Below are 23,949 nucleotides of genomic sequence, written 5' to 3' on the forward strand. Positions count from 1 at the left end.
TTATGCGCATGAATGAAGTCCAGGCCGCGGCTGCGCTGCGCGCCGAGAATCTGAGCGTCAGACTCGGTGCGCGCACCGTGCTCGACGGATTGTCGGTCGCGTTCGAAGCCGGCCGCATCACCGCGTTATGCGGGCCGAACGGTTGCGGCAAGAGCACCTTGCTGCGCTCGCTCGGTGGCCTGCTGAAGCCGGGCAGCGGCGAGGTCTGGCTCGACGGCCGTCCGCTCGGCGGCTTCGCGCCGCGCGAGCGGGCCCAGCGTCTGGCCATGCTTGCGCAGAATCCGCTCGTGCCCGAAGGCATGCTTGTCGAGGAACTCGTCGCGACGGGCCGCTACTGCTACACGGGCATCGGCGCGCGGCCCGGTCCCGAGGATCGCGCCGCGATCGAGCGGGCAATCGAACGCACGCATCTGCAAGCGCTGCGCAAGCGCGATCTGGTGCAACTGTCGGGCGGCGAGCGGCAACGCGCGTTCATCGCGATGGCGCTCGCGCAAGGCGGCCGCGTGCTGCTGCTCGACGAACCGACTACCTTCCTCGATATCCATCACCAGGTCGAAGTGCTGACGCTGATCCGCGATCTCGCGCGGGAAATGTCGTTGACCGTGGTGTGGGTGCTGCACGACCTGAATCAGGCGGCTTTTTTCAGCGATGAAATCATGCTGATGAAAGACGGCCGGATTCGCGCGCGCGGCGTACCCGAAACCATCATGCAGCCCGACGTGCTCGAAGCCGTCTTCGAGACGCCGATGCGGCGCCTGACCGTCGACGGCGAAGCAATCTGTCTGCCGCGGATGGCGCCATGAGTACCGCCGGCTCAACGCAGCCAGCGCAGGCCGCGCACGCAGTCGCGCTGCGGCCGCGGCGCGATCTGTATCGCTATATCGCCGCGGGCGGTTTCGTCGCGCTGGCCGCGATGCTCGTATGGAACACGTTGTTCGCGTACGGCGTGCCCGCATCCGGATGGGCAAGCGGGTGGTCCCTGACGTCCGGTGCATCCGCCGGTAGCGCTTCGGTCGCACGACTGCTGTTCATCGATCTTCATCTACCGCGCGCGTTGGCTGGCGCGCTGGCCGGTGCCGCTTTCGGCATGGCCGGGGCGCTGCTGCAAACGGTCACGCACAACCCGCTTGCGTCGAGCGATCTGCTCGGCGTGACGACCGGCGCCCAGCTTGGACTGGTCGCCACTTTCATCTGGAGCGCGCTGCCGGTCGCGCCCACCATCTTTGCCGGCGGGTTGATTGCCGCCGGCCTCACGTTCGCGGTCGCGGGCGGCTGGCGCGCGTCGCCGCTGCGCATGACGCTCGCCGGCGCGGCCACCGCGCTCGCGTTGAACGCATTGCTCACGCTCGTTCTCACGATCAGCGACGATTCCGCCGTGAGCATCGTGCAATGGAGCACCGGTTCATTGCAGCAGATCGGCTCGGGCGGCATAGCGACCGCGGCGCTGCTCGCGGTGCCGGTACTGGCGCTCGCCTGGCTGCTGGGGCGCGGTCTCGATCTGATCCGTCTCGGCGACGAGCAGGCGAGCCTGCTCGGGCTGCGTCCGCAAGTGTTGCGCGCGGCGTGCGTGTTGCTGGCCACGTGGCTCACGGCCATCGCGATCGGCCGCGCGGGGCCGGTCGGCTTCGTCGGCCTCATTGCGCCGAATCTGTTGCGCGCGGCGGGGATGCACCGGCCGTCGCGCCTGATTCCGCTGTCCGCGCTGTGGGGCGCGGTGTTGCTGCTGATTGCCGATGCCGTGGTGATCGCCGCGGGCGACGACGGCCTGCTGCCGCTCGGCGTGATGACCGCGCTGATCGGCACGCCGGTGCTGCTGGTGATTCTGCGCCGTAGCGCGGCGCCGGGTTCGGCGCGTCTGACGATGAGCGCGAGCGATGCCGCCCCGCGCATCGCGTCGCCGCAGCGTCTGTTCTGGGCCGGCGGCGTGGTCCTGCTCGCGTTGCTGTTCGTCGCCGCGTCGCACGATTCGAGCGGCATGTCGTTGCCGACGATGCTGCACGGCGTGTTCAACGGCGATCCGCGCGCGTTGGCGATCGCCGAACTGCGCGTGCCGCGCACGCTGATCGCGCTGCTCGGCGGCGCGCTGCTCGCGGCGAGCGGCACGCTGCTGCAAGGCATGACGCGCAATCCGCTGGCCGGCCCCGAGATGTTCGGCGGCACGGCGGCGGCCAGTCTCGCGATGCTGCTGATGATGCTGCTCGTGCCGTCCGCCGCCGCATCGATGGCGTTCTGGGGCGTGCCGCTCGCGTGGGCCGCATCGGCGGCGGTGCTGGGTTTCGTGATCGTGCTCAACTGGCGCGGCAATCTCGAACCGATGCGCGTCACGCTGACCGGCCTCGCCTGCTCGGCGCTGCTGGCCGCATTCCTCAACGTCGTATTGCTGCAGTTCCACGTGCATATCACCCAGGCGCTGAGCTGGCTCGTCGGCAGCACGTACGCGCAGGGTTGGGCCGCGCTTGTCGCGATGCTGCCGTGGGCGGCGCTCAGTTTGCCGTTCGCGTGGCGCGCGGGGCGCTGGCTCGAATTGCTGTCGCTCGGCGATGCGTCGGCGGCGTCGCTCGGGCTCGACGTGTCGCGTGTGCGGTTCGCGCTGCTCGCGGTCGCCAGCCTGATGACGGCGACCGCCGTGGCGGGCACCGGCCCGGTCGCGTTCGCCGGGTTGATCGCGCCGCATGCCGCGCGTCTGATCGGACTGCGTGGGCAACGCCAGCAGATCGGCGCATCCATGTTGATCGGGGCGTTGCTGCTCGGGCTTGCCGACTGCATCGGACGGGTGGCGTTCGCGCCGCGCGACCTGCCGCTCGGTATTCTCACCGCCGCGCTTGGCGCACCTTATTTTCTGTGGCTGCTCGCACGCAGCTATTTGCGGCGTACCGCTTGATGGCTACTGCACTGAATTTCGAAGCGCTGCTCGCGCGACCCGCGCTCGCCGAACTGCGCGACTACTGCGCATTCGACGACGACGGCCGGCGCCGTGTCCCCGGTTCCATCCTGCTCGATCCGGCTGCGCTCGCGCTGGAGTTGCAGCGTTGCGCGGCGCGCGACCGGGAAGCCGGCTTGCGAGTCATGGAGGGGGACGCCGCGCCAGAAAGTGACGCGGCGCGTGTCAGTCCCGTATTGATGCGGGCGTATGCCTCCGAATGGTCGATCTATCTCGCGGGCACCTTGCTGTATCTGGTGGCCGTGCCCGCGCTGCTCGCGAATGCGGTGCCGGATCTGTCGCTGGCGAATCTGTCGTTCGTGCCGGAGGGGTATCCGAAGAGTGTGCGGCTTGCGCGTGAGCTGAAGCCGGTAGCGGCCGATCCCGCCGCGCGTTACGGTGTGCTGCTTGGCGAAGTGTTTCCCGCCATGGTGATGGCGTTGCAGCGGGTCAGCGGCATCGCCGCCGACATTTTGTGGGTGAATCTCGCGACGCGTATCGATACGGTATTCGTCGCGCTGGCCGAGCATGTGCCGTCGCATGCGGACGCGGCGCTCGCGGAGCGCGACGTGTTGTTGTCCGCGCCGCTCGCGCTGGATGGCGTGAGTCCGAATCCGTACCGGCAGGCGTTCCGGTTTCAGCATGATGTGCATCCGCTCGCGCCGGAGCCGTTTCGCGTGCGGCGCAACTGCTGTCTGCGATATGCGTTCGACGATCACTACAAGTACTGCACGACGTGTCCGCTGCTGCGCAAGTTGCCGGTGGAGGAGCGTGACGCGCATTTCGAGCGGCTGGCGGCGTATGAAGATGATCATGACCATGAGCACGGACATGACCACGATCATGAACACGGGCACGGGCACGGCCACGGCCACGGGCATGAGCATGAGCATGAGCATGAGCATGAGCATGAGCATGAGCACGGCCATGAGCATGAGCATGAGCATGAGCATGAGCATGAGCATGAGCATGAGCATGGCCATGAGCATGGTCACAGCCACGGCCCCAAGCGCGAGCATGCCCATGACCGCGGCTCGAACCAGGCCCACGCCCATGACCACCCGCACGACACCGGCTGCGGAGGCGCCTGCCATGAATAACACCCGCCGTCGTTTGCTGGCCGCGTCGCTCGCGTTGCCGCTCGTCGGCTGCATGCGCTCGGCCAACGCCATCGTGCCGACGCCGCTCGGCGTCAGCTCCCCGACGCTGCCGGCCGACGCGCGCCGGATCGTTTCGCTGGAATTCGTGTTTACCGAATCGCTGCTCGGTCTCGGCCGCGCGCCGATCGGCACCGCCGATCCGGATGTCTACCGCCGCTGGGTCGGCATCGACGCCGATGCGCTGCGCGACACCGTGTCGGTGGGTACGCGTCAGCAACCGGATCTGGCGGCGATCGCCGCGCTGAAGCCGGACTTGATTGTCGGCTATGCGCAGCGTCACGCGCGGATCGCCGAGCGCCTGGCGAGTATCGCGCCGACGGTGATCTACGATCTCGAACCGCCACCCGGCGAAGACGACGCGTACACGCGCTTATTGCGCGTCTACGATGACCTCGCGAGCCGCGTCGGCGCGCAGCAGGCCGCCGGCGCACTGCGCGCAAGGCTCGATCAGGCGATCGCCGCGACGCGCGCGCAAGTGTTGGCACACGGTCTCTCGCATCGACCGACCGCGCTGATGTCGGCGCTGGCCGGCGATGCAGGTTTCTGGGGTTTCGACCGTCGTAGTTCGGTGGGCGCGTTGCTGGATCACGTCGGCCTGAGCAATGCCTGGTCGACGACGTCGGTGCGCCGGATGGGCGTGCGGGTCGGCTTCGACGCGCTGTACGACCATCCGGACTGGCTGCTGTTGCTGCTCGATCAGCCGGATCAGCCGCTCTACAGCGAGCGCTTGTGGCGCGGGTTGCCTTCGGTGCAGGCCGGCCGGATCGGTTATCTGCCGCGCGGCACGTGGACCTTCGGTGGGCCGGTGGCGATGACGACGTTCGTCGAACGTGTCGGCGCCGCGTTGCCGATGGTCGAGTCGCGCGACGGTCGCGCCGCCGGTTGACGCATAAGCAACGCGCCATCGCTTGCGGGGCGTGACTGTGTCATAGCGGCGCGCCAGGGCGCTTTCGTCTCATTCGCGAGGCATAGCTTCGACCTGAACGCCTTCCTGAGTTCGTCGCGCCCACCGCACGCACCTCGCTGACCGCGCTCACCGCATTCCCCGCATTCTCCGCATTCCCCGCATTCACCGCATTCTCCGCGCTGGCGCGCACGCCGAGCCGTACTCGCCAGCGCCATCAAACTACCTCCGCGCCCGCATCACGCCCGCATCACCTCGCATCGCTTCGCCGCATTCCCCGCATCCCCCTGAACAATTTCCGGTCCCATTCGTCAAGCAGGTGAGACGCAATAGCCGCGGCAACGTGGCGCGCCCCCGACGCTTATCACGACGCAAACATGAACCAGCCACCAGCTCAGGACACCGCGGGCCAAACCGCCGCCGCGCGCGACCGTCGCGCGATCTCCGCCAGGTACGCCGCATTGAGCGCGGACAAACGCGCGCAACTGCGCAGCCGCGTCGCCGACCTGAACATCGATCCCGCGCAATTGCCGATCGTGCCGATCGCCGCGCGCGATGGCGATGACGCCGGCCACGCGCCGCTCTCCGATAGCCAGGCGCAACTGTGGTTTCTCGCGCGGCTCGAACCGGACAGCGCCGCCTATCACATGAGCGGCGGCGTGCGTCTGGACGGCGCGCTCGACGAACGCCGCCTGCGCGCCGCCGTGGCCGCGCTGGTCGAGCGTCACGAGATGTTGCGCACGCGGATCGTCGAACGTGACGGCGAACCCTTGCAGATCGTCGATGACTTCGACGCCGTGCAGGCCGAGGCGTTGTGCGAGTTCCACGATCTGCGCGTCGCGGGCAGCGGAACCGAAGCCGACGCCGACGCCGCCTCCAAAGCCAGCATCGCCGCCTTCACCCAAACGTTTTCGCTGCGTCCCTTCGATCTCGAACGCGGGCCGCTGTGGCGAATCGCATTCCTGACGATCGGCGCCGACGCCCACGTGCTGCTGTTGACCATGCATCACCTGATTTCCGACGGCTGGTCGCTCGGCGTGCTGGTCAAGGATTTCGTCGCGGGCTACGCGGCCGACGCCGCGCCAACGCGCGACGCGTTACCGGTCCAGTTCCGCGACTATGTGGTCTGGCAGCGCGAATGGCGCGACGAAGCGCGCGAGGCGGCCGATCTCGACTACTGGCGCAGCCGTCTTGGCGAGCCGCAAGATCCGCTCGCGCTGCCGTACGACCGCGCTCGCAACGGCGCGCGCGGCACGCATGGCGCGCGCGTGATCCGCGTGCTCGACACGCAGCAGGCGCAGGCCTGGCGCGCGTTCGTGCGCAGCCGGCGCGGCACGGTGTCGGCGGCGATGCTGGCCGTCTTCGATGTGCTGCTCGCGCGTCATAGCGGGCAGCGCGATCTGCGCGTCGGCATGCCGCTCGCGAATCGCGACCGCGCGGAAACCGCCGGCCTGATCGGCTGCTTCGTGAACACCGTGGTGATCGACGCGCAACTGGACAGCGCCGCGCCGTTCGACGCGTTGCTGGCCCAGGTGCAGCAGCGCGTCACGCAAGCGCTCGCGCATCAGCAGGTGCCGTTCGCACGCGTGGTCGAAGCGCTGCGTCCGCCCGCGATCGTCGGCGTCACGCCGGTGTTCCAGGCGATGTTCAACCTGCTCGACGTCTCCGGCGACGGCCTGCCCGAGTTGCCGGGGCTGCGCGCGTCCGAGTGGCGCGGCGAGCATCCGGTCGCGCGTTTCGATCTGACGCTCGACATCCGCGACGATGCCGACACCTTCGAATGCGCGCTCATCTACGCAACCGATGTGTTCGACGAAGCCACCGTCGCGCAACTCGCCGACGACTTCGTGAGCCTGATCGGGCAGATCGTCGCGCAGCCCGACTGTGCATTGGGGAATCTGCGCGTGGCGGCGGACGCAGCGTCGGCAGTTGCGGCGTCGGCCGGATCGATTGCAACGGCATTCCCGGCCTATCCGTTCGTTCCGCTGACCGACCGTCTGTTCGCGCTGTCGCAGTCGCAACCGGCGGCCCGTGCCGTGCACGCGGAAGACGCGCAACTCGACTATCGACAACTCGCCTCGGCCGCGCGTGCCGTCGCCGCGCGTTTGCTCGAAGCCGGCGTGCAGCGCGAGGAACGTGTCGGTCTGTGCGTGCAGCGCACGGCCGCCTTGCCGGCCGCGCTCTACGGCGTGCTGGCGAGCGGCGCGGCCTATGTGCCGCTCGATCCGGGCTATCCGGTCGAGCGGTTGCAATACATCATCGCGGATGCGGGCATTCGCCGTGTCGTCGCCGACGCGGCGTCGCGCGACAAACTTGCCGAATTGCTGACGCCGCTCGACTGCATCGTCGTCTCGATCGATGGCAACGAAATCGGCAACGAAGGCGGCAACGAAGGCGGCAATGAAGGCCGCACCCAGGACGCAAACGCTGGAAGCCACCGCCATGTCCTGCCGGCTCCGCACCCCGACCAACTCGCCTACGTGATCTATACGTCGGGCTCGACCGGTCAGCCGAAAGGCGTCGGCGTCACGCATCGCAACGTCACGCGTCTGCTCGACGCGACCCACGCGCAATTCGGCTTCGGTCCCGCCGACGTGTGGAGCTGCTTCCACTCGTACGCGTTCGACTTCTCCGTCTGGGAATACTTCGGCGCGTTGTCGTTCGGCGGCACGGCCGTGGTGGTGCCGCATGGGGTCGCGCGTTCGCCGCAAGACTTCCACGCGCTGCTGCGCGAGACCGGCGTGACGATCCTGAATCAAACGCCGTCCGCGTTTCTGCCGCTCACCCAGGTCGAACTCGATCTGAACGCGCCGCTCCCCGCTTTGCGCTGCGTGATCTTCGGCGGCGAAAAACTCGAACCGGCGACGCTATCGCGCTGGCTCGCATGGCGCGGCGCGCGCGCACCGCGCCTCGTGAACATGTACGGCATCACCGAAACCACGGTGCACGTCACCGCGCGCGATATCACGCTCGCCGACACCGAAGCCCTCACCGCGGCCGCCAGCGCGCCGAGCCTGATCGGCGCGCCGATTGCCGACCTGAGCCTGCACGTGCTCGACGCGGATCTGAACCCCGCTCCTTTCGGCGTGTGCGGCGAGTTGTGTGTCGGCGGCGCGGGTCTCGCGCGTGCGTATCTTGGCCGTCCGGGGCTGACCGCGAGCCGCTTCGTGCCCGACCCGTTCGGGCCGCCGGGCGCGCGGCTCTACCGGTCGGGCGACGTCGCGCGCCGGCATCGCAACGGCGAACTCGAATACCTCGGCCGTAACGACGCGCAGGTCAAGATTCGCGGCTTCCGGATCGAGCCGGGCGAAATCCAGGCGGTGCTGATCGAGCATCCCGCGATCCGTTCGGCGGTGGTCGTGCCGGGTGCCGATCCGCAAGGCGGACTGCGTTTGATTGCCTACTACGTCAGTGCGGATGCCGACGTCGATGCGGCCGCGTTGCGCGAACACATTGCCGCGCGTTTGCCTGCGCACATGGTGCCGGCCGCCTTCGTGCCGATGGAGGCGTTGCCGCTGACATTGAACGGCAAGCTCGACGTACGCGCATTGCCGGCGCCAGGTGAAGTCGTGGTCGAACGTTCGCGTATCGCGCCGCGCACGCCGCAGGAAATCGCGCTCGCCGCGATCTGGCAAGACGTGCTGGGCGGCGCGCTGCCCGGCGCCGACGACGACTTCTTCGCGCTCGGTGGGCACTCGTTGTCGGCCGTCAAGGTGGTCGCGCGCGTGCGTCAACGGCTTGGCGTGAGCTTGCCGTTGCAGAGCGTGTTCAGCCTGCCGGTGCTGTCGCAACTCGCACGGGCTATCGAGGAGGCCGCGCTCGCCGCCGCGGAATCGGCAACCCAAGCCGCATCGGCAACCGGGGCATCCGCAAACACAACCGCATCCGCCGACACGGCGCCGATCGCGCGCCGTCCCGCGAATGCGCAAGCGGACAACCTGCCGCTCTCGTTCGCGCAGGAACGTCTATGGGTGTTGTGGCAACTGGAACCGGAAAGCGCCGCGTATCACGTACCCGGCGCGGTGCGTCTGAGCGGATCGCTCGACACAGCGGCCGTGCGTGCCGCATTCGACACGATCGTCGCGCGTCACGAAGCGCTGCGCACGACCTTCGTGGCCGTCGACGGCAAGCCGGTCCAGCGCGTCGCCGGCGCGGTCCGCTACGACTGGCGCACGGCGACGCTCGATCACGCCGAGCCACGCGCGCTGGCCGCCGCGTTGCACGACTGCGTGAGCGAGCCGTTCGATCTCGAACATGGCCAGTTGCTGCGTGTCGTCCTGCTGTCGTCGAGCGAGACCGAACACGTGCTCGCGGTGGTGATGCATCACATCGTGTCCGACGGCTGGTCGATGGACGTGCTGATCGACGAGTTCAGCGCCTGCTACGAAGCATCGCGACGCGGCTTCGCGCCCGATCTGCCGCCGCTGCCGATCCAGTGCGCGGATTACGCGTACTGGGAACGCGCCGAAGGCGGCCGCCGCGCGGCCGATCTCGACTGGTGGTGCGAGCGGCTTGCGGGCGACCAGCCGGTGCTGAACCTGCCGCTGACACGCGCGCGGCCGGCGACGCGCAGCGCGGCCGGCGGCCGTTGCCTGCGCCGGATCGATCCTCGAACGACGCGCGCGCTGCGCGAGTTGTCGCAACGCGAAGGCGCGACCTTGTTCATGGTGCTGCTCGCGTGCTATCAGACGCTGCTGCATCGCTATAGCGGGCAGGGCGATATCCGCATCGGCATTCCGGTCGCGAATCGCGAACGGCTCGAAACGGAATCGCTGATCGGCTTCTTCATCAATACGCTGGTGATTCGCGGCGCGCCGGCCGGGCATCGGCCGTTCGATCAACTGCTCGCCGCCACGCGCGCCGAAGTGGTCGCCGCGCAGGCGCATGCGTCGGTGCCGTTCGCGCAACTGGTGGACGTCGTGCAGCCGCAACGCGATCTTGGTCTCACGCCGCTGTTCCAGACCATGTTCAACCTGCAGGTCACGCCGGCCGAACAATTCGCGAGTCTGAGCGGCATCACGGTCAGCGCGCTGGATCTGCCGGAACTCGGCGGCGAGACCGCGCAGTTCGACCTCACGCTCGACATCACCGATCAGGGCGACGCGCTGCGCGTGTCGTTCGGCTACGCGAACGATATTTTCGACCGCGCGGTCATCGATCAAATTGCGGATCACTATCTCGAACTCGTCGTGCAGGTGCTGGCCGCGCCTCGCCAGGCGCTCGCGGCGATTGCGCTGACGCCGGCGCGGACGGTAGGCGCGCCGGTCGCGGCGGAGCAGCCTTATGTGCCGGTGCTCGAACGTTTCATGCGCCAGGTGCAGGTGCAACCGGCGGCGCCCGCGTTGCGTTCGCCGGCCACGCCCGCCGAACCCGCGTTCGACTACGCGACGCTCGCCGCGCGCGCGCGCCAGGTGGGAGCGGTGCTGCACGCGGCCGGTGTGCGCGACGAAGCGCGCGTCGGTTTGTGCGTGTCCCGTTCGCCGTCGATGGTGGCCGCGCTGTTCGGCATCTGGAGCGCGGGCGCCGCCTTCGTGCCGCTCGATCCGGAATATCCGCCCGAGCGCCTCGCGCAGATCGTCGCCGATGCCGGTATCGATCACGTGGTGGTGGATCGCGTCAGCGCCGCGCGTCTGAGCGGCGTGCTAGCGGGACTCACGCTGCATGCGATGGAGGACATGGACGCGCGCGCGGCAGCGAATGCGTCGCGATCGTCATCGCCGTTGTCCTTCACTCCACATATGCCGCGCATGCCGCTCGCGCCGCAACTCGCGTACGTGATGTACACGTCCGGCTCGACCGGCGTGCCGAAGGGCGTCGCGATGACGCACGCCGCGCTGTCCGTGCACGTCGACGACGTGATCGCGCGCTTCGGCGTCCACGCGGGCGATTGCGTGCTCCAGTTCTCGACCATCAATTTCGATGCCGCGCTCGAACAGTTGCTGCCCGCGCTGTGCGTCGGCGCGCGCGTCGTGCTGCGCGGCCCGGATCTTTGGAGCTGGCCGGAATTCAACGCGGTGCTGCGCGACGAAGCGGTGAGCGTGACCGACCTGCCGACCGCGTTCTGGCAGCAATGGCTCCGCGATCTGCCGGCGGCGCTGCCCGCGCTGCGTCTCGTGACGATCGGCGGCGAAGCGCTGAACGGCGCGGCGCTCGCGCAGTGGCTCGGCTGCGGCTTGCGCGACGTGCGCTTCGAGAACACTTACGGCCCGACCGAAGCGGCGATCTCCGCGCTCAGCCGCCGCACCGAAGCGGCCGACGTGGACGCGCCGGTCGTCACGATCGGTCTGCCGTACCCCGGCCGTATCGCGCGTCTGCTCGACGAGTGGAGCAATCCGACGCCGGCGGGTGCGACAGGCGAGCTGTGCATCGGCGGCGAGGCATTGGCGCGCGGCTATCTCGGCCGGCCGGCGACGACCGCCGAGCGCTTCGTGCCGGACCCGTTCGGTCCGCCGGGTTCGCGCCTCTATCGCACCGGCGACGTGTGCGTGCTGCGCGCGGGCGATGCGCGGCACGGTTTCGACTACGTCGGACGCGACGACCGCCAGGTCAAGCTGCGCGGCTACCGGATCGAGTTGTCGGAAGTGGAGACCGCGTTGCGTGGGTTGCCTGGTGTGCGCGAGGCGATCGCGGTGATCAGCGGGGCGGACGACGCGCGCAAGCTGCTCGCCTACGCGGTGATCGACGACGCCGACAGCGAGCGTGCGGGCACGGCCCTGCACGCGGCGCTCGCGGAGCGCCTGCCGGCCTACATGGTGCCGGCGGCGGTCGTGCCGCTCGCGGCCTTGCCGCTCACGCCGAACGGCAAGGTCGACAAACGCGCGCTGCCGCCACCGCTGCTCGATAACGCCGACGCGCCGCGTGAGCTGACCGCCGCGCGTGACGAACGCGAAGCGCGTCTGCTCGCGATCTGGCGCGCGGTGCTGGGCCGCGACGAGATCGGCGTGGACGACAACTTCTTCGCGCTCGGCGGCGATTCGATCCTCGCGATTCAGGCAATCAGCCGTGCGCGTGCCGAAGGCATGGCGTTGACCGTGCGCGAACTGTTCGAACATCAGAGCGTGGCCGCACTGGCGCAACGCGTGCCGCAAGCGGCGCCGCAGCGCGCCTATCGCGAGGTTGCGGGGGCGCTCGCGCTGACGCCGATTCAGCGCTGGTTCTTCGACGAACATCCGGACGGCCCGGCGCATTGGAATCAATCGGTATTGCTTGCGGCGAACGAGCGCTTGTCCGACGCTGCGCTGCAAGTCGCCGTGCAGACCGTGATGCAGCGTCACGACGCGTTGCGTTTGCGTTTTTCGCGCGACGTTTCAGGCGCCGCGCGAGGCGAGTGGACCCAGCGCAGTCTGGCACGCGACGCGGCTTCCGATGCGGACGCGGCCAGTGCGATCGAATGTATCGATTTGCGCGGCGAAGCCGACTGGCAAGCGGCGATGTCCGCGCGCGGCGCGCAGGTGCAGGCGTCGCTGGATATCGAGCACGGGCCGGTATGGCGCGCTGTTCGCTTCGACGTCCCCGATGGCGGTTCGCGTCTGCTGCTGGTCGTGCATCACCTGAGTATCGACGGCGTGTCGTGGCGCATTCTGCTCGAGGAACTGGGGCAAGCGTACGAACAGGCGCTAGCGGGACAGTCGATCGAATTGCCCGCGCAGAGTCTGAGCTGGGGCGACTGGACCGAAGCGCTGTCCGCTCACGCGCAGCGCGACACGGTGCGCGACGAATTGACCTACTGGCGCGCGCAATTGTCGGCGGCCTCGGCGTGGGACGACGCGGCGCGTGCACGTGGCGGGCTGCCGCTCGCGGCTCGGCTCGACGAGGTGGATCGCACGCTCGGCGCGAGCCAGGTGCTGCGTCGCAAGCTCGACGAAACGCGTACGCGGGCGTTGTTGCAGGAAGCGTCGTCGACGCAGCAAGGTCGCGTGGACGAGTGGTTGCTGGCTGCGCTGGTGAACACGCTCGCGGGATGGAGCGAACGCGCGGGCGTGCTGATCGAACTCGAAGGCCACGGCCGCGAGGAAGTGATCGACGGGGTGGATCTGACGCGCACGGTGGGCTGGTTCACGACGCGGTATCCGGTGTGGTTCGACGCGGTGAATGACGCAACCACCGACGCCGCGACCACGCTCGCCTCGGTGAAGACCACGCTGCGCAACGTGCCGAACAAAGGCCTGCACTACGGCGTACTGGAGTCCCTGAGCGGCGCAAATGAACGCAACGCGATCGCCGCCTTGCCGCGCGCGCAGGTGAGCTTCAACTACCTCGGCCAGTTCGGCCAGAGCGACAGCGCTACGCAGAACCGCATGCGCATCGCGACCGGCGAACACGCGGGCCAGGCCGCCGGCGCACACACCGTCTTCTCGTATGCGCTCGAACTGAACGCATTGATCGTCGACGGGGCGTTGTCGATCGACTGGCGTTACCTGCCGGGTCTGATCGACAGCACGCGTGCGCAGGCGCTCGCCGACACCTTCGACGCGCAACTCGACGCCTTGCTGCAAACGCGGATCGGCAACGACACGCTGGCCGTTCATGGTTTCGACAGCGATCTCGCCGGCGAAGACCTCGACGCCTTGCTCGACCAACTCGACGACTGAACCGGACCGCCCGATGGGCGGTTTGCTCCAACGAAAAATAGTAGTGATTCTCATTAATGAGTGAAGCCATCATGACGACGAACCCGGATTTCCGTCGCAAGAGCAACATCGAATCGGTGCACCGTTTGCTCGGCGTGCAACCGGGCCTGTTGACCCAGGCCTTGCAAGCGGGCGCCGACGATCCGTACTACTCGCAATACGTGTTCGAACTGGAAGGCGCGCTGTCGATCGATGCATTCGACGGCGCGTGGCGCGACGTGGTCGCGCGTCACGAAATTCTGCGCGCGGATTTCCGCTGGGAAGGACTCGCGCAGCCCGCGATGATCGTTTATCGCGAGACGGACGCCGGTTGCGAGTACGACGATTGGCGCGCTCTGTCCGACGCGCAGCAGCATGCGCGTCTCGCGCAGGCGTGGGACGCGCGGCGCGCGGAGGGTTTCCATCTGGCGCGCGCGGCATCGTTGCAGTTGCATTTGATCCAGGTGGCGGAGCAGCGCTTCTGGTTCGTGTGGCGCATGCATCACGTGCAGCTCGACGGCTGGAGTCTGCCGATCGTGCTGCGCGAAGTGATGGCGCGTTACGCCGCGCGCAGCGCGGGGCTGGGTGGACCGCTTGCGCCCGCGCCGGGTCTGAAGGTCTATCGCACCTGGCTCGACGCGCAGGATCGCGACGCGGCCGAGGCGCGCTGGTGCGCGGCGCTTGCCGGCCTCGACGTGCCGACGCCGCTGCCCGCAAGCGCCGCGCAGACCGATGCGCAACGGCGCTACGCGGAACTGCGTCTGCGCCTCGATCCGGCCGCGAGCGCGGCGCTGGTCGAATTCGCGCGCGCTCAACGCGTGACGCTCGGTTCGGTCGTGCAGGCGGCGTGGGCGTTGCTGCTCGCGCGCCGCGCCGATCGCGAGGAAGCCGTGTTCGGCGTGACGGCGGCGGGACGGCCGGCCGAGATCGACGGCATGGACGCGATGGTCGGCGTGTTCATCAACACGGTGCCGATGCCGGTGCGGCTGTCGGCGTCGCAAACGGTCGGCGACTGGGTGCGGGCGCAGCAGGCGCAGTCGTTCGCGTTGCGCGCGGTCGAGCACGTGCCGCTTGCGCGGATTCAGGCCGTGGCGAACGGCGGGCGGGCGCTGTTCGACAGCATCGTCGTGATCGAAAACTATCCGGTCGATTCGAGCGGCGCGCGCGCGGGCGATCTGCAGGTCAGGATGCTCGGCGCCGCCGACGTGCATGAGCCCGGCATGCGCTATACCGATGGCCGCAATCCCTATCCGCTCAGTCTGATCGTCGCGACGGGCGCGCAGTTCGACTACGTGCTGGCGTATGACACGCGGCGTTTCACGCATGCTGCCGTCGAGACGATCGGCGCGCAGTTGCGTGAGGTGCTGGCCGCCTTTGTCGCGCATCCGGAACGCGCGTTGGGCGAGATCGGCTTGCGGCCGCCAGCTTCGCCGGATGCGACGGCCGGTTCGAGTGTGCAACCGGCGCAAAGGGCGCAGCCAGCGCAGGCTTCGGTGGCTTATGTGCCGCTCGCTGCCGGCAATACCTTGCTCGCGCGCATCGCGCAACACGTTCGCACGCGGCCCGATGCCGAGGCGCTTGCCGATGGCACGCGATCGCTCGACTGGCGCGCAGTGTGGAACGCTTCGGGACGACTGGCGCAACGGCTCGTCGATGCCGGCGTGACCCGCGAGTCGCGCGTTGCGGTCGTGTTGCCGCGCGGCGTCGATTTTGTACTCAGCGTGCTCGCGGTATGGCGTGCGGGCGGCGCGTATGTACCGCTCGATATCGCTGCACCCACCGAACGTCTTGCGTGGCAGGTGAGCGATAGCCAGGCGCACGGCGTGATCGCGGGGAGCGATGTCGATGCGTGGTTGCCGTCCGGTACGAAGCGAATCGACCCGGCGGAGGTTCTCGCCACGTTTGATGTCAACGCAACTGCACATGCAAATGAAAATGAAAACGAAAACGCCGCCGCCGCCGAACCGGACCTCGACATCGCACTCCCGCTGCCCGGCCAGCTCGCCTACCTGATCTACACCTCCGGCTCGACCGGCCGTCCGAAGGGCGTGATGATCGCGCACGACGCACTGAGCGCCTATCTCGACGCGTTGCTCACGCGCGTGCCGGACGGCATCGAGCGCGCGGCGTTTCTGTCGACGCCTGCCGCCGACCTCGGCCACACGACGCTCTTCGGCGCGCTGTGGGCCGGCTGGACGCTGCACATCCCCGCCGAAGCGCTGAGCTTCGATCCCGACGCGTGCGGCGACTATCTGCGCCGCCATCGCATCGACATGCTGAAGATCGTGCCGTCGCATCTCGGCGGCTTGCTGCAAGCCGCGCAACCCGGCCACGTGCTGCCCGCGCGTTGCCTCGTGCTGGGCGGCGAGGCGGCGAGCGGCGCGCTGATCGAACGCATTGCCGCGCTCGCGCCGCACTGCGTGGTGCTCAATCACTATGGTCCGACCGAAACCACCGTCGGCGCGTTGACGTGGCGCAAGCCGGCCGCCGATGTCGCGAGCCTGCCGCTCGGGCATCCGCTGCCGCACGCGAACGTGCGGTTGCTCGACGCGCACGGCAATCTCGCGGGCGACGCGGCGTACGGCGAGATCTGCATCGGCGGCGCGTCGGTGGCGCGCGGTTATGCCGGTCGGCCGGGGTTGACCGCAGAGCGTTTCGTGCCCGATCCGTCGGGGCATGGCGCACGCGTGTACCGCACGGGCGACCGTGGCCGCATCGACGAGCAGGGGCGATTCGTGTTCCTCGGCCGCCGCGACGATCAGGTGAAGATTCGCGGCTATCGCGTCGAACCGGAAGAGGTCGGCGCGTGCCTGCGTGCGTTGCCGGGCGTGCGCGACGGCATCGTGATCGCACGCGAAGACGACGCCGGCCGCGTGCAACTGCATGCGTTCGCCACCGGTGACAATCTGCGCGCGGACGCGTTGCGCGCGGCGCTCGCGCAGACCTTGCCGGATGCATTGGTGCCCGACACCTTCACCGTGCTCGACGCGTTGCCGCTCACGCCGAACGGCAAGATCGACCGTCGCGCGCTGACGCCGATGCAAGCAGGCGCGGGCGCCGATGCGCGCGCCGTCGTCGCGCCGCGCACCGAGGCGGAAACGACCCTGCTGGCGATCTGGCAGGCCGCGCTCGGCCGCGAGGATATCGGCGTGACCGACAACTTCTTCGAGATCGGCGGCGATTCGATTCTCAGCCTGCGGATCATCGCGAAGGCGCGGCAAGCTGGGCTCGGCCTGACGCCGAAGCAGGTCTTCGACCATCCGACGATCGAGGCCGCCGCGGCGGTCGCGAAGCCGGTGACGCCGAAAGCGCCACGCGCGAGCGGCGTGGGGGTGGCTTCGGCTTCTGCGTTGGCTGCATCGTCGAACGCGGTGTCGAACGCGGCAGCGAGCGCTTCGGCCACGTTGCCGCTCACGCCGATTCAGGCTCGCTTCTTCGCCGAGCATCCCTCTGGCCCGAATCACTGGAACCAGTCGATGCTGCTCGCCGCGAACGAGCGTCTGTCGCTGGACGCGTTGCGCACCGCCGTGCACACCGTGATGGGCCGCCACGACGCGCTGCGTCTGCGCTTCACGCGCGAGGGCGAAGGCAACGGCAACGGCAACGGCGCAGCGGGCCGCTGGACCCAGCGTTGCGCGCCGTCCGAAACGAATACGGTGGACTACGTCGATCTGCGCGACGAGGCCGACTGGCAAGCAGCGATGTCCGCGCGGGGCGCGCAGGTGCAGGCGTCGCTCGATCTGGCGCAGGGACCGGTATGGCGCGCGGTGCTGTTCGACGTGCCGGGCGATAACTCGCGTCTGCTGATCGCCGTGCATCACCTGAGCATCGACGGCGTGTCGTGGCGCGTGTTGCTCGAAGATATCGGCGATGCATACGAACACGCGCTGGCGGGCCGTCCGATCGCGTTGCCCGCACCTAGCCTCAGCTGGAGCGAATGGACGGCGGCGCTGTCCGCGCATGCGCAGCGCGACACGGTACGCGACGAAGTGACCTACTGGCGCACACAGTTGTCGGAAACCACGAACTGGAGCGATGCGACGCGCGCGGCCGGCGGTTTGCCGCTCGCGTCGCGTCTCGACGAAACCGACAGCACGCTGGGCGCGAGCCGTACGATTCTGCGAGAACTCGATAGCGCGCGGACTCGTGCGTTGTTGCAGGACGTGCCGGGCGCGTACCGCACGCGCATCGATGAAGTCCTGCTTGCCGCGCTGGTCGAGACGCTCGCGGGCTGGAACGACGCGCAGGGCGTGCTGGTGGAGCTCGAAGGCCACGGCCGTGAAGACGTGATCGACGGCGTGGATCTGACGCGCACCGTCGGCTGGTTCACGACGCGTTATCCGGTCTGGTTCGAAGCGGCGCACGGCGGCGTGCCAACCCTGGCGGCGGTGAAGACCGCATTGCGCGGCGTGCCGAACAAAGGGCTGCACTACGGCGTGCTGGAATATCTCGGCGGCGCGGCGGAGCAGGCGGCCATCGCCGCGCTGCCGCGTGCGCAGGTGAGCTTCAACTATCTCGGCCAGTTCGGTCAGAGCGATCGCGCGGATCAAGGCCGCATGCGTATCGCCGCCGACGAACACGCGGGCCGCGCCGCGAGTCCGCTCGAACGTTGCGGGCATGCACTCGCATTCAACGCGTGGATCGTCGACGGCGCGTTGTCGATCGAATGGCGGCATGTGCCGGGTGCGGTCGCGCCGGCCACGGCGGAGGCGTTGGCCAGCGCGTTCGATACCCATCTGCGAGCGTTGATCGACCACTGCGCGACGGCGCCGCGCGCGGCGACCTCGGCGGATTTCCCGTTGTCCGGTCTCGACGAAGCGGGCCTGCACGCGCTCGCGTTGCCGCTCGACAACGTCGACGACATCTATCCGGCCACGCCGTTGCAACAGGGGCTGATTTTCCACGCGCAATTGCGTCAGGGCAGCGGCACCTACGTCAATCAATTGCGCCTGACGCTGAGCGGCGCGCTGGATGCCGCGCGTCTCGCCGATGCCTGGCGCGCCACGGTCGCGCGTCATGACGTGTTGCGCACCGCGTTCCGTTATCGCGGCGATGGCGAGTTGCTGCAAGTGGTCTATCGCCGGGCGGAGTTATCCGTGGCATTCCACGCGTGGCACGGCGAAAGCAACGGCGTGCGTTACGACGACCGCCTGCATGCATGGTGCGCGCAGGATCTCGCGCAAGGTGTCGAGATCGAGTCCGCGCCGCTGATGCGTGTGAACGTGTTCGCGCGTCCGGACGGCGCGCACGATCTGATCTGGACCAGCCATCATGCGTTGACCGATGGCTGGAGCAGCGCACGTCTGCTCGATGAAGTCGGTGCGCACTATGCGGCCGCGACGCGTGGTGAGACCGCGCGGCTCGCGCCGGCGGGGCGCTATCGCGATTACGTCGCGTGGCTCGGTGCGCAGGGTCCGGAGGCCGCGGCGCAGGCGGTATGGCGCGAACGCTTCGACGGCTTCGACGATCCGGTGATGCTCGACGCCGCGCTCGGCCGCACCGCGCAACCGCGTCAAGGGCTGTTCCATGTCGAGCAACGCGTGTCGGTCGAGGTCGAGCAGGCGTTGCGAACGGCGGCGCAGCGCGCGCAGGTCACGCTGAATACGTTGATCCAGGGCGGCTGGGCATTGCTGCTCGCGCGCTATGGCGGCCGCGACGCGGTGATGTTCGGCGTGACCACGTCGGGGCGCAGCGCGGGCAATGAACGCGTGCCGGGCATCGACGCGATGCTTGGGCTTTTCATCAACAGCCTGCCGCTTGGTGTGCGCGTGCCGGCGGATCGCGCGGCGGCGGACTGGCTGCGCGATCTGCAACGCGCGAACGCCGAGCTGCGCGAACACGAGCACGTGTCGCTCGCGCAGGTGCAACGCTGGCTCGGCCGTAGCGGCAGCGCGTTGTTCGATACGCTGCTCATTTTCGAAAACTACGATACCGGCGAGCGTCGCCCCGGGAGCGCGGCCGATGCCGGCGGTCTCACGGTCAGCGCGGCGGCGGCGGTCAATCGCACGCACTATCCGCTGACGCTGAGCGTGACGCCGGGTCAGACGCTGTCGTTCGAATGGGCGTGGGACGGCGAGTATCTCGATCGCGCGACCGTTTCGCGGCTGGCGGCCGATTATCTTGGGTTGCTGACGCAACTGGCCGAGGCGGCGAGTGCGACGGTCGATGTGGCCGATGCGGTTCACGCTGCCAATGCCAAAGCGGCGAAGGTCGGGGCGATCGGTGTGCGGCGTGACGCTCACGATGCGGTAACGGTCGCTCCCGCCAGCGCGATCGCGCTGCCGTCTTGCGTCGCGCGTACCGCGTCGCAAGACGGCGCGCGCATTGCGATTGCGTGCGGCGAACGGCAACTCGACTACCGCACGCTGGTCGCGCGGTCGCAGGCACTCGCTCGCAACCTGCTGCGTTCGGGCGTGACGGGTGAAGCGCGGGTCGGCGTGTGCGTCGCGCGTTCGGAACAACTGCCGCTCGCGTTGCTGGGTGTGCTGACGAGCGGCGCGTGCTATGTGCCGCTCGATCCCGACTATCCGGCGAGCCGTCTGCAATGGATGATCGAAGACGCCGGCATTCGGACCGTCGTGATCGATGCCGCCACGCGGGCACGCGTTGGCCATCCCGGTTCGCTGTTCGATGGCTTGACGCTAATCGATGTCGAGACCGCGAGCGTTGTCGAGGTCAGTGATCTCGACGGCACGACTCCCTCCGATTTGCCCGCGCTGCATCCCGAACAACTCGCGTATGTGATTTACACGTCCGGCTCGACGGGCCGCCCGAAGGGCGTCGCGATCAGCCACGGCGCGCTCGACCGCTTCCTGCAGTCGATGACCCGCGTGCCCGGCCTCGCCCATGACGACGTGCTGTTGTCCGTCACGTCGCCGTCGTTCGACATCTTTGCGCTCGAAGCGTACGCGCCGCTGCTGCTCGGCGCGCGCGTCGAGATCGCGACGCGCGCCGAGGTGGTGGACGGCGAGCGCCTCGCCGCGCGTCTCGCGCAGACCGGCGCGAACGTGATGCAGGCAACGCCGAGCGGCTGGAAGTTGTTGCTTGCCACCGGCTGGCAGGCGCCCGCCGGTTTCCGCGCGCTGTGCGGCGGCGAAGCGCTCGCTGACGATCTCGCCGCGGCGCTGCGTGCACGCGGCGTCGCGTTGTGGAACATGTACGGCCCGACCGAGACGACGGTGTGGTCGAGCGTGGCGCACATCGACGGCACCGCGCCGATCGCGCTCGGCGCACCGATCGACCACACGGCGTTGCGCGTGCTCGACGCTCATGGTCATCAAGTGCCGCAAGGCGGCGCGGGTGAGCTGTACATCGGCGGCGAGAACCTGGCGCGCGGCTATCTCGGCCGCGCCGCGCTGACCGCCGAGCGCTTCGTGCCCGATCCGTTCGGCGCGCCGGGCGCGCGTCTGTACCGCACGGGCGACGCGTGCCGCGTCGGCGTGGATGGATATTTGCGTTACCTCGGCCGTCTCGATCAGCAGGTGAAGTTGCGCGGGCATCGCATCGAGATCGGCGAAATCGAGGCAGTGCTGCGCGCGCAACCCGGCGTGCGCGATGCCGCGGTCGTGCTGCTCGACGGTGACGGGCAGGCCGCGCGTCTGGCCGGTGCGCTGGTACGTGCCGATGCCGGCGGACCTGGTGAGCCTGGTGAGCTCGCGCTCGAAGCCCTCCAGCGCGCGGTGGCGGCGGCCCTGCCGTCGCACATGGTGCCGACGGTGTGGCGTGTGTGCGAGGCGTTGCCGCAGACGCCGAACGGCAAGCTCGACCGCCGCGCGCTCGCCGATGCGTGCGCCGCCGAAGCCGCGCCGGCGGCGGCGCGCCGCGCGCCCCGCACGCCGCTCGAAACCACGCTTGTCGATACGTGGCAGCGCGTGCTCGGGCAAAGCACGATCGGCATCGACGACGACTTCTTCCAGCTCGGCGGCGATTCGCTCGCGGCGATGCGCGTGATGGCGCAACTGCGCGCGGCCGGCGTCGCCGCATGTTCGCTCGAAATGCTGTTCGTGCAACGCACGCCGGCCGCGCTGGCGGCGGCGATCGAAGAAGGCGCGGCGGACTGGCCCGGCAATCTGGTCGCGTTGAATGGCGCGCCGAAGCACTCGGCCACGACGCTGTTCTGCATTCACCCCGGCTTCGGTCTCGTCAACGGCTATGCGCCGCTCGCCGCCGCGTTGCCGCGCGATGTGCGGGCGATCGGCGTGCAATCGCCGCGCTACACCGAAGCGCAATGGCAACCGGCCGACTTCGCCGCGTGGATCGCCGACTACGTCGCGCGGATTCGCGCTGCGCAGCCGCACGGCCCGTACCGCCTGCTCGGCTGGTCGCTCGGCGGTCTGCTCGCCGCGCACATCGCGCAGGCGCTCGAACGTGCAGGCGAAACGGTCGCGTGGCTCGGCGTGCTCGATACCGATCCGGACCCGGCGCCGGTCGATCCGGATGCGAGCGTGCTCGACCTCGACACGCTGCGCGGCTATCTCGCCCCGCGCTCGCCGGAACGCGCGGCCGCGCTCGATACGCTGCACGCCACCGGCGACAGCCCCGCTGCCTTGCTCGACGCCGCGCGCGCCGCGGGTCTGATCGACGCCGACGAACAAGCCACGCTGCACAGCCTCGTCGACGTGGTGCGGTTGCAGCGTCGCTTGCTGGCGGGACGTCCCGCGGTTCACGTGCGCGCCGACATCGACGTGTGGCAGGTCAGCGACGCCACGCGCTCCGACGCCTCCGCGTGGCGCGCCGTCACCGGCGGCGTCGCGCATGCGGTGGCCGCGCTCGCGACGACGCACGACGCCATCGTTCATCACCCGTCGGTACGGGATGCCGTGCGCGCGCGTTTGCGCGCGGGCGGCGCCACCGTCGACGACATCCATTCAGTAGACAACGGAAGGCCGCAATGAGCGGCCGCTCCATCCCGAATCATTTCCAAAAGGAGTGCGTAAGCATGGCCGTCGATCATCCTGTTTCTCTGCCGGCGCTGGACCTGCTCGGCATCGGTTTCGGTCCCTCGAACCTGGCGCTCGCCATCGCGCTCGACGAGGACGCGCGTGCCAATGGCCGCCGGCTGAAGACCGGCTTCATCGAAAAGAAGCACGGGTTCGCGTGGCATAGCGGCATGCTGCTGCAGGACAGCCGCATGCAGATTTCGTTTCTGAAGGATCTGGTCACGCTGCGCGATCCGTGCAGCCCGTTCTCGTTCCTCAAGTATCTGCAAACGCAGGGACGTCTGGAGGATTTCGTCAATCTGCGCAGTTTCCTGCCGACCCGCATCGAGTACGACGGTTATCTGCGCTGGGCCGCGTCGTCGTTCGACGATCAGGTGCATTACGGCGAGGCCGTGCTGAGCGTGAAGCCGCGTAGCGCGGGCGGCAAGGTGCGCGCGCTGGAAGTCGTGTCGCGCCGCGCGGACGGCAGCGAGACCACGCGGATCGCGTCGAATCTGGTGATGGCGGTGGGCGGACGTCCGTCGCTGCCGGCGCCGCTTGCCGCGCTCGCCGGACAGAACTCGCCGGCCGCGCGCCGGCTCGTGCATTCGTCCGGCTATCTGCCGGAGATCGACGCGGCGTTGCGCGCGAGCCGCGCCGAAGCGCAGGCGGCCGGCCGCCGCGTGCGCGTGGCGGTGCTGGGTGGCGGGCAGAGCGGCGCGGAGATTTTCCAGGACCTCGTGCAGCGCGGCAGCCTCGACGACGATCTCGACGTGACGCTGGTGATTCGCGGCAGCGCGCTCAAGCCCGCCGACGACAGCCCGTTCGTCAACGAGATCTTCCACGCGGACTTCACCGACTCGATCTATCACCGCACGCCGGAAGCGCGGCAACAGTTCTTCGACGAATATCGCGGCACCAACTATTCGGTGGTCGACGTCGATCTGCTCGAACGTCTCTATGAACTCTTCTACATGCAGAAGGTGAGCGCGCAGCCGCGTCATGCGTTGCTCACGCAGCGGCAGTTGACGGCCGCGACGCCGGGCCGGCACGGTCTGGCGCTGACCTTCGAGGATCTGGCGCGCAATGTCACCGAGACCAGCGAGTTCGACGTGGTGGTGGCCGCGACGGGTTACCGGCGCGACGATCATCGTCGTCTGCTGGAAAACCTCGCGCCGTATCTCGGCGAGTTCAAGGTCGGCCGCGATTACCGGATCGAATCGCGCGACGACTTCCTGCCGGGCATCTGGCTGCAAGGTGGCTGCGAAGCGACCCATGGTTTGAGCGACACGCTGCTGTCGATTCTCGCGACGCGGTCGGCGGAGATTTGCGCGTCCTTGCATGACGCGTACGAAACGCTCGCGGAACAGCGCGCGCATGCGGTGGCTTGATCGTTGATCGTTGATTGAACTGCGATCGAGCGCCCGGCACCTATTTT

At 68.7% G+C, this 23,949-nt stretch carries 7 protein-coding genes; all 7 read left to right on the forward strand.

Translation table 11 applies throughout. The features are described from left to right. Positions 1–8 precede the first annotated feature (8 nt). Positions 9–803 carry an ABC transporter ATP-binding protein gene (locus LFL96_RS28685; protein ID WP_281001275.1) on the forward strand — a complete coding sequence of 265 codons (795 nt, stop codon included), beginning with the start codon at positions 9–11 and terminating at the stop codon, positions 801–803. Continuing rightward, positions 800–2,881 (forward strand): iron ABC transporter permease, encoded by a 2,082-nt coding sequence (locus LFL96_RS28690; protein ID WP_281001276.1) that lies wholly within the window; start codon positions 800–802, stop codon positions 2,879–2,881. Before LFL96_RS28685 ends, LFL96_RS28690 begins: the two co-directional genes overlap by 4 nt. Continuing rightward, on the forward strand, positions 2,881–4,020 hold the full coding sequence (gene fhuF / locus LFL96_RS28695) for a siderophore-iron reductase FhuF (protein ID WP_281001277.1): 1,140 nt from the start codon (positions 2,881–2,883) through the stop codon (positions 4,018–4,020). The genes LFL96_RS28690 and fhuF overlap by 1 nt, the downstream gene beginning before the upstream one ends. After that, a complete protein-coding gene (locus LFL96_RS28700; RefSeq protein WP_281001278.1) occupies positions 4,013–4,966 on the forward strand; it encodes an iron-siderophore ABC transporter substrate-binding protein in 954 nt (317 codons plus the stop codon). The genes fhuF and LFL96_RS28700 overlap by 8 nt, the downstream gene beginning before the upstream one ends. A gap of 395 nt (positions 4,967–5,361) precedes the next feature. Continuing rightward, positions 5,362–13,575, forward strand: a complete 8,214-nt coding sequence (locus tag LFL96_RS28705; RefSeq protein ID WP_281001279.1) for a non-ribosomal peptide synthetase — start codon at positions 5,362–5,364, stop codon at positions 13,573–13,575. A 71-nt stretch (positions 13,576–13,646) separates the two neighbouring features. After that, positions 13,647–22,487 (forward strand): non-ribosomal peptide synthetase, encoded by an 8,841-nt coding sequence (locus LFL96_RS28710; RefSeq protein ID WP_281001280.1) that lies wholly within the window; start codon positions 13,647–13,649, stop codon positions 22,485–22,487. 44 nt (positions 22,488–22,531) lie between these two features. Beyond that, on the forward strand, positions 22,532–23,902 hold the full coding sequence (locus LFL96_RS28715) for a SidA/IucD/PvdA family monooxygenase (RefSeq protein WP_281001281.1): 1,371 nt from the start codon (positions 22,532–22,534) through the stop codon (positions 23,900–23,902). Positions 23,903–23,949: the final 47 nt, after the last annotated feature.

Source organism: Paraburkholderia sp. D15 (assembly GCF_029910215.1).
Taxonomy (GTDB): Bacteria; Pseudomonadota; Gammaproteobacteria; order Burkholderiales; family Burkholderiaceae; genus Paraburkholderia.

Bases quoted from the DNA above. Each gene is read 5' to 3' on its own strand.
- LFL96_RS28710 (WP_281001280.1), top strand. From the start codon at position 13,647: ATGACGACGAACCCGGATTTCCGTCGCAAGAGCAACATCGAATCGGTG.
- LFL96_RS28705 (WP_281001279.1), top strand. From the start codon at position 5,362: ATGAACCAGCCACCAGCTCAGGACACCGCGGGCCAAACCGCCGCCGCG.
- fhuF (WP_281001277.1), top strand. From the start codon at position 2,881: ATGGCTACTGCACTGAATTTCGAAGCGCTGCTCGCGCGACCCGCGCTC.
- LFL96_RS28690 (WP_281001276.1), top strand. From the start codon at position 800: ATGAGTACCGCCGGCTCAACGCAGCCAGCGCAGGCCGCGCACGCAGTC.
- LFL96_RS28715 (WP_281001281.1), top strand. From the start codon at position 22,532: ATGGCCGTCGATCATCCTGTTTCTCTGCCGGCGCTGGACCTGCTCGGC.
- LFL96_RS28700 (WP_281001278.1), top strand. From the start codon at position 4,013: ATGAATAACACCCGCCGTCGTTTGCTGGCCGCGTCGCTCGCGTTGCCG.
- LFL96_RS28685 (WP_281001275.1), top strand. From the start codon at position 9: ATGAATGAAGTCCAGGCCGCGGCTGCGCTGCGCGCCGAGAATCTGAGC.